General features: G+C 60.1%; 8 protein-coding genes. 7 read left to right on the plus strand and 1 reads right to left on the minus strand.

Going from position 1 to position 5,932, the window contains the following annotated elements; all coding sequences use genetic code 11:
• The first annotated feature begins 108 nt into the window (after positions 1-108).
• The 7 genes from trbF (at position 109) to B8784_RS07070 (ending at position 5,214) form a co-directional block, all read left to right on the plus strand.
• Complete coding sequence (gene trbF, locus B8784_RS07040; protein WP_084396899.1) at positions 109-801, plus strand: conjugal transfer protein TrbF; 693 nt, start codon at positions 109-111, stop codon at positions 799-801.
• Positions 802-803: 2 nt separating this feature from the next.
• Positions 804-1,817: a P-type conjugative transfer protein TrbG gene (trbG, locus tag B8784_RS07045; protein ID WP_084396900.1), complete on the plus strand. Its 1,014-nt coding sequence runs from the start codon at positions 804-806 to the stop codon at positions 1,815-1,817.
• Between the two features lie 2 nt (positions 1,818-1,819).
• Positions 1,820-3,070, plus strand: coding sequence for a TrbI/VirB10 family protein (locus tag B8784_RS07050; protein WP_084396902.1), 1,251 nt, complete (start codon positions 1,820-1,822; stop codon positions 3,068-3,070).
• On the plus strand, positions 3,067-3,303 hold the full coding sequence (locus tag B8784_RS07055; RefSeq protein ID WP_084396904.1) for a DUF2274 domain-containing protein: 237 nt from the start codon (positions 3,067-3,069) through the stop codon (positions 3,301-3,303). The genes B8784_RS07050 and B8784_RS07055 overlap by 4 nt, the downstream gene beginning before the upstream one ends.
• Positions 3,304-3,310: 7 nt before the next feature.
• Positions 3,311-3,622 (plus strand): DUF736 domain-containing protein, encoded by a 312-nt coding sequence (locus B8784_RS07060; RefSeq protein ID WP_084396905.1) that lies wholly within the window; start codon positions 3,311-3,313, stop codon positions 3,620-3,622.
• A gap of 118 nt (positions 3,623-3,740) precedes the next feature.
• Positions 3,741-4,361 (plus strand): type IV toxin-antitoxin system AbiEi family antitoxin domain-containing protein, encoded by a 621-nt coding sequence (locus B8784_RS07065; protein ID WP_084396908.1) that lies wholly within the window; start codon positions 3,741-3,743, stop codon positions 4,359-4,361.
• Complete coding sequence (locus B8784_RS07070; protein WP_084396910.1) at positions 4,354-5,214, plus strand: nucleotidyl transferase AbiEii/AbiGii toxin family protein; 861 nt, start codon at positions 4,354-4,356, stop codon at positions 5,212-5,214. Before B8784_RS07065 ends, B8784_RS07070 begins: the two co-directional genes overlap by 8 nt.
• Positions 5,215-5,286: 72 nt before the next feature.
• Here B8784_RS07070 and B8784_RS07075 read toward each other — a convergent pair.
• Positions 5,287-5,932: IS3 family transposase (locus tag B8784_RS07075; RefSeq protein WP_143435293.1), on the minus strand; the 646-nt coding region annotated here is incomplete at its 5' end.

Below are 5,932 nucleotides of genomic sequence, written 5' to 3' on the forward strand. Positions count from 1 at the left end.
CAGCAGCGGATGACCCATGCCGGCCAGGCTGCCGCGCATTCCATACGCGATGGAGACCGCGGCTCGTCCGGTGCCGTCCCCAGCCTTCAGGACAAGGACGAATAGATCATGCGGTTCAGACGATCAGCAACACACTATGGGGAAAGCCCCTTCCCCGAAACACCCTACCAAAAGGCGGGACAGGTCTGGGACGAACGCATTGGCTCCGCCCGTGTCCAGGCGAAGAACTGGCGGCTGATGGCGATTGGCTGCCTCTCGCTCTGCTTCGTCACCTCCGGCGCGCTGGTCTGGCGGAGCCTTCAATCGACCGTCACGCCTTATGTGGTCGAAGTCGATGAGACGGGCGCCGCCCGCGCCGTCGCCCCAGCGTCCGAGCGCTATGTCGCGAGCGATGCACAGATTGCCCACCACCTGGCGAACTTCATTGCCCAAGTACGCGGACTTTCTGTCGATCCGGTCGTCGTTCGCGAAAACTGGCTCAAAGCCTATGACTTCGTGACGGCCTCGGCCTCGACGACGCTCAACGAATACGCGCAGGCAAATGATCCCTTTGCCGACATCGGACGCAAATCCCGCACAGTCGATGTCGTCAGCGTCGTGCGCGTCTCGGATGACAGCTTCCAGGCCCGCTGGATCGAGAAGACCTATGAGAATGGTGCTCTGATGAAAGCGCAGCGCTTCACGGGTCTCTTCTCCATCGTGACGCAACCTCCAAAGGATGCGGCAACGCTCCGCGCCAATCCCCTCGGCCTTTACATCAACAGCCTCAACTGGGGCGAAGACCTCGTTACAGGAGACTAGACATGATCCGCTTGCCTTTGGCCATGACGGCCCTTGCCCTGACAACTGCCTGCGCAACGACAGAGCTTGAACCCATCGACACGGCCGCCTTCATTGAAGCGCAGCCGCTTGAAGAAGAGGTCGACCTGCCGGTCGAGATTGTCGAGACGGCTGTCCCGCTTCCGCTGCCCGGACAGATGATGCCTGTCAGCGACAGCGAGACGCGACGCACCTATACGCGCACACTCACAACATCCGCCTCCCCAGCAGAAGCCATCGAAGAAGGCCGCGAACATGCCCTCGTCGAGCCTTCCGTCGATGGCTATGTGAACGCCATTCAGGTCTATCCCTATACGGAAGGGGCGCTCTACCGGCTCTATGCCAGTCCCGGACAGGTCAGCGACATTGCCCTCCAGCCCGGCGAGACGCTCGTTTCGGTCGCGGCAGGCGACACAGTCCGCTGGGTCGTTGGAGATACCGTTTCCGGCTCTGGCCCGACTGCCCGCGCGCATGTGTTGGTCAAACCGATCAGCGCGGGCATTCGTACCAATCTGATGATCGCCACAGACCGGCGGACTTATCATCTGGAACTCGAAAGCATGGAAGGCGGCTATATGGCGGCCCTGTCCTGGCGCTATCCGGCTGACGAACTGGCAGGCCTCACGGTAAAGAACGACCGGGCCATCGCACGGGAAGCCGGCTCCATCGAACAGGGCCTGAAGCTTGAAGGCCTGAACTTCGACTACCGCCTGAGGGGCGACACTCCCGACTGGAAACCTGTACGCGTGTTCGACGACGGACGGCAGGTCTATATCCAGATGCCTGCCAGTATCGCCACCACCGACATGCCGCCACTGTTCGTACTCGGCGAGGATGGCGATGCCGAACTCGTCAACTATCGCGTCCGTGGCAATTACTACATTGTCGACCGGCTGTTCCGCGCCGCCGAACTGCGTCTGGGAGAGAAGAACCAGACTGTTGTCAGAATTGCGCGCACCGAGCGGCGCACCGGGCTTGCCGCCCTCTTCGGGGGCTGAGCATGAGCGAGCCCATTCCCTTCGATGAACATGCCGAACGGCTGAAGATCCGGTCTTCCCCGAAACCCGTCACACGGATCAACCGCAAAGTGCTGATGGTCGGTGCAGGGCTTGGTGTGCTGGCCCTGTTCGCCGCCGCCAGCATAGCCCTCAAACCACCGACCGCGGCCGGCCCTCCCGCACAGGAACTCTACAACACGACCAATACGCGAAAGCCCGAAGGCCTTTCCACCCTGCCGGCAAGCTATGACGCGATGCCTAAACTCGGCCCGCCGCTGTCAGGCGATCTCGGTTCGACCATGCTGGCAGCCGAACGCGAACTGGGCATCGAGCCGGAATATGTCACAAGGTTCGAGGATGATTTCCGTCCCAATCCGGCTGATGAAGCCGCACGGGCGAGGCGCATGCGCGACGCCGCGATGGCCGAGGAAGCCGCCCGCGCGCCGGTCTTCTTCCGCCTGCAATCTGAAACCGGTGACACAACACTAGCGCAGCGCGGAACCACGCGGTCACGTTCCGGCACGGACCTCACCTCCGAACTACTGGCTCTCGCCGCAATGCCGCAAGGGACACCGTCGGCGTTCGGCGCAGCCGATCCCAATCTCCAGGACCGCAAGCTCGCCTTCGCCGGTGAAACTGCATCAACGGACATCTACAACGAATATGGCGTTCAGGACGTCGTCTCACCCTATCAGGTCATGGCAGGAACGCTCATCCCGGCCTCGCTCGTCACCGGCATCAATTCTGACCTGCCGGGAACCATCGTCGCCCAGGTAACCCAACCGGTCTATGACACGGTGACCGGACAATATCTCCTTATCCCGCAGGGCTCGCGCCTGATCGGACGCTATCAGTCTGGAGTCTCGTTCGGACAGGGCCGCGCGCTCGTCACCTGGGACCGGATCATCTTCCCGGACGGATCCTCAATTGTGATTTCGGCGCCGGGAGCCGATGTGCAAGGCTATGCCGGTCTCTCTGATCGCACCGACCATCATTGGGGCCGCATGTTTGCGGCCGCAGGCCTCGCGACCATTCTCGGGATTGGCGCGGAGCTTGGATCGGATGGTGACGGTGACATCGAACGCGCTATCCGGCGCGGAACCACCGACACGATCAATGAAGCCGGTCAGCGTGTGGTCGACAAACAGCTTGGCCTCCAGCCCACCATCCGTGTCCGGCCCGGCTGGCCGGTCCGGGTCGTGGTAACCAGAGATCTTGTCCTCCGGCCCCTTCCACAGGGAGACCAGCCATGACGCTTCGACTGGGCAAGCTCCCCGACCGCACGCCCGTCCGCATGACGGTGTCGGTCGATCCCGACCTCGCATCGGCACTCGCGGACTACGCAACAATCTACCGCCAGACCTATGGCGAAGAGGAAAAGCCCGAAACGCTGATGCCCGCCATGCTTGAGATGTTCCTGGGGTCCGATCCCGGGTTCAAACGGGCGCGCAAAGCCCTCCACGCCAATGCCAGCACGAAAGGATAACCCAGACATGGCACAGATTGGATCATTCACACTGAAGGATGGGAAGTACACCGGCACCATCCGGACCATGACAATCAATGTCAAAGCGCAGCTTGTCCCGAACAAGGCCAAGGCCAATGAGGATGCCCCGGACTACCGCCTCTATGCCGGCGGAGCCGAACTCGGTGCGGCCTGGCGTCAGGAGAGCAAGGGCGAAACACCCTATCTCGCCGTCAAGCTCGATGATCCGAGTTTTGCGGCACCGGTGCGGGCGGCATTCTTCGAGAATACTGAAGACAGCACCGGCGTTATGGTGTGGAGTCGGGCAAGGTCGAGCTGACCAGGAACGCGCGGGCGGGTAGACCTCACTCCATTTCAAAAGGCCCATGGACCAGATGACTGTTTTTATGTTACAAAACCTATGACAAAACTATTTTTCGTCCGAGTTTTTGCAACATATGTCAGCCACCACGTCGACCCAGCGAAATCGTCTACTGTCCTATCTCGAGCGGCACGAGATCGCCCGTGCCTTCGAACTGCGCAGTATCGGGGTCAGTGCGACGACGATCTCCCGCGCTGTTGAGGCAGGAGACATCATCCGGATCGGACGCGGGCTTTACCAGGCCGCAGACAACGAACCGGATCTGAACATAAATCTTGCCGAGGTCGCGAAGCGCGCACCCAAGGCTGTTATCTGTCTGCTCTCCGCCCTCGCATTTCATGGTCTGACGGACCAGCTTCCGCGCAAGGTCTGGTTCACAATCGGAGCCCATGACTGGCCCCCCAAGATCCCCTATCCGCCGACACGTATGGTGAGGTTTCGCGAACCCTACTACTCTGAAGGCATTGAGACGCACCCGATTGGCGGGACCAGGGTACGGGTCTATTCGATTCCCAAATCCATTGCCGACGCCTTTCGTAACCCGAAACTGGTTGATCGCTCAGTCGCCATCGAATGCCTTAAATCGGCCCTCGAACAGCGAAAAGCCCGGCCCGCAGAGCTGATGCTTGCCGCCAATGACTATGGTGCCGGAAAACGGATGCGTCCCTATCTGGAGGCGCTAACATCAAATGGCTAAGCGCCCGAAAAATATGGCGGCGTCCGTGCGTCAGCGTCTGCTCAATCTTGCGCGAAGTGACAAGCGGGATTTCCAGACAGTGCTGGTCGCATTTGCCCTGGAGCGACTGATCTATCGCCTTTCCGTCTCGGAATATCGGACCCGCTTCGTGCTGAAGGGCGGGATGCTTGTAACTGTGTGGACTTCGGACCCAGGCCGCTTCACGAGAGATGTCGACTTTCTGGGCTTCGGAGAGTCCGGTGAGGCAGACCTCCTGAAGGTCTTCCGAGAGATCCTGTCTATTGACGGGAATGACGGTCTCAAATTCCGCACTGAGAGCCTGACGGTGAGCGATATCCGCGAGGATCAGGTTTATGGTGGCAAGCGTTTGCGAACAGTGGCCAATCTGGAAAAGACCCAAATCCCGGTCACGGTGGATATTGGATTCGGCGACGCGCTAACCGCCCCTGAATTCGAAATCGAGTATGGCTCTCTACTCGATTTCGAGCCGGCCAAAATCCGCGCTTACTCGCCCGCCACTGTCGTCGCCGAAAAGTACCAGGCCGTGGTCGCGCTGGGTCTGATCAATGGGCGCATGAAAGATTTCTACGACCTATGGGCCATTCCCCGAGCAACTGAGATCGAACCCCAGGATCTTCGTACTGCCATTCTGACCACATTCGAACGCCGAAACACGCCCGTCCCCGAGGAAAGGCCGGAGGGCCTGAGCCGAATGTTCGCCAACGATCCGGTCAAGATAGCTCAGTGGGCAGCCTATTCCGAAGCCACAGAACTTGGCCGGGTCCCGCTCATCCAGGTTCTGGATGAGATCTGGTCGTATATCGGCGATCTCAAGTTTGCAAAGAATAGCTAATCCATCTTACTTTTGACGGGACAATCGGCCTCTTGAACCGCGCCGGTAACCCCGGAGGCTGTTTGGTTGGGGTCAAGCAGCGATAGCGTTTTCCTTCAGCGCTGCAAAGTAGTTGGCCTCGGCTTCTGCCGGTGGGATGTTTCCGATTGGCTCGAGCAGGCGGCGGTGATTGAACCAGTCGACCCATTCGAGGGTGGCGTATTCAACGGCATCGATGGATTTCCACGGGCCTTTCCGCCAGATGACTTCGGCCTTGTAGAGTCCATTGATGGTTTCCGCCAAAGCGTTGTCATAGCTGTCACCAACACTGCCCACCGACGGCTCAAGACCTGCCTCGGCCAGACGCTCCGTATACCGTATACTGACATACTGGCTGCCACGATCTGAATGATGGACAAGACCACTTCCAGAGCAGGGCCGCCGGTCATGCAAGGCCTGTTCAAGGGCATCAAGCACGAAGTCCGCATGCGCTGTCCGGCTGACCCGCCAGCCGACAATGCGGCGGGCGAACACATCGATGACGAAGGCGACATAGACAAACCCTGCCCAGGTCGAGACATAGGTGAAATCGCTGACCCAGAGCCGGTTCGGCGCCGGGGCCTTGAAGTTGCGGTTCACATGGTCGAGCGGGCACGGCGCCGCCTTGTCGCTGTAGGTCGTGCGATGCGGCTTGCCGCGGATAATGCCCTGCAGGCCCATGGCCTTCATCAGGCGCCTG

This window comes from Henriciella aquimarina (assembly GCF_002088975.1).
Taxonomy (GTDB): domain Bacteria; phylum Pseudomonadota; class Alphaproteobacteria; order Caulobacterales; family Hyphomonadaceae; genus Henriciella; species Henriciella aquimarina.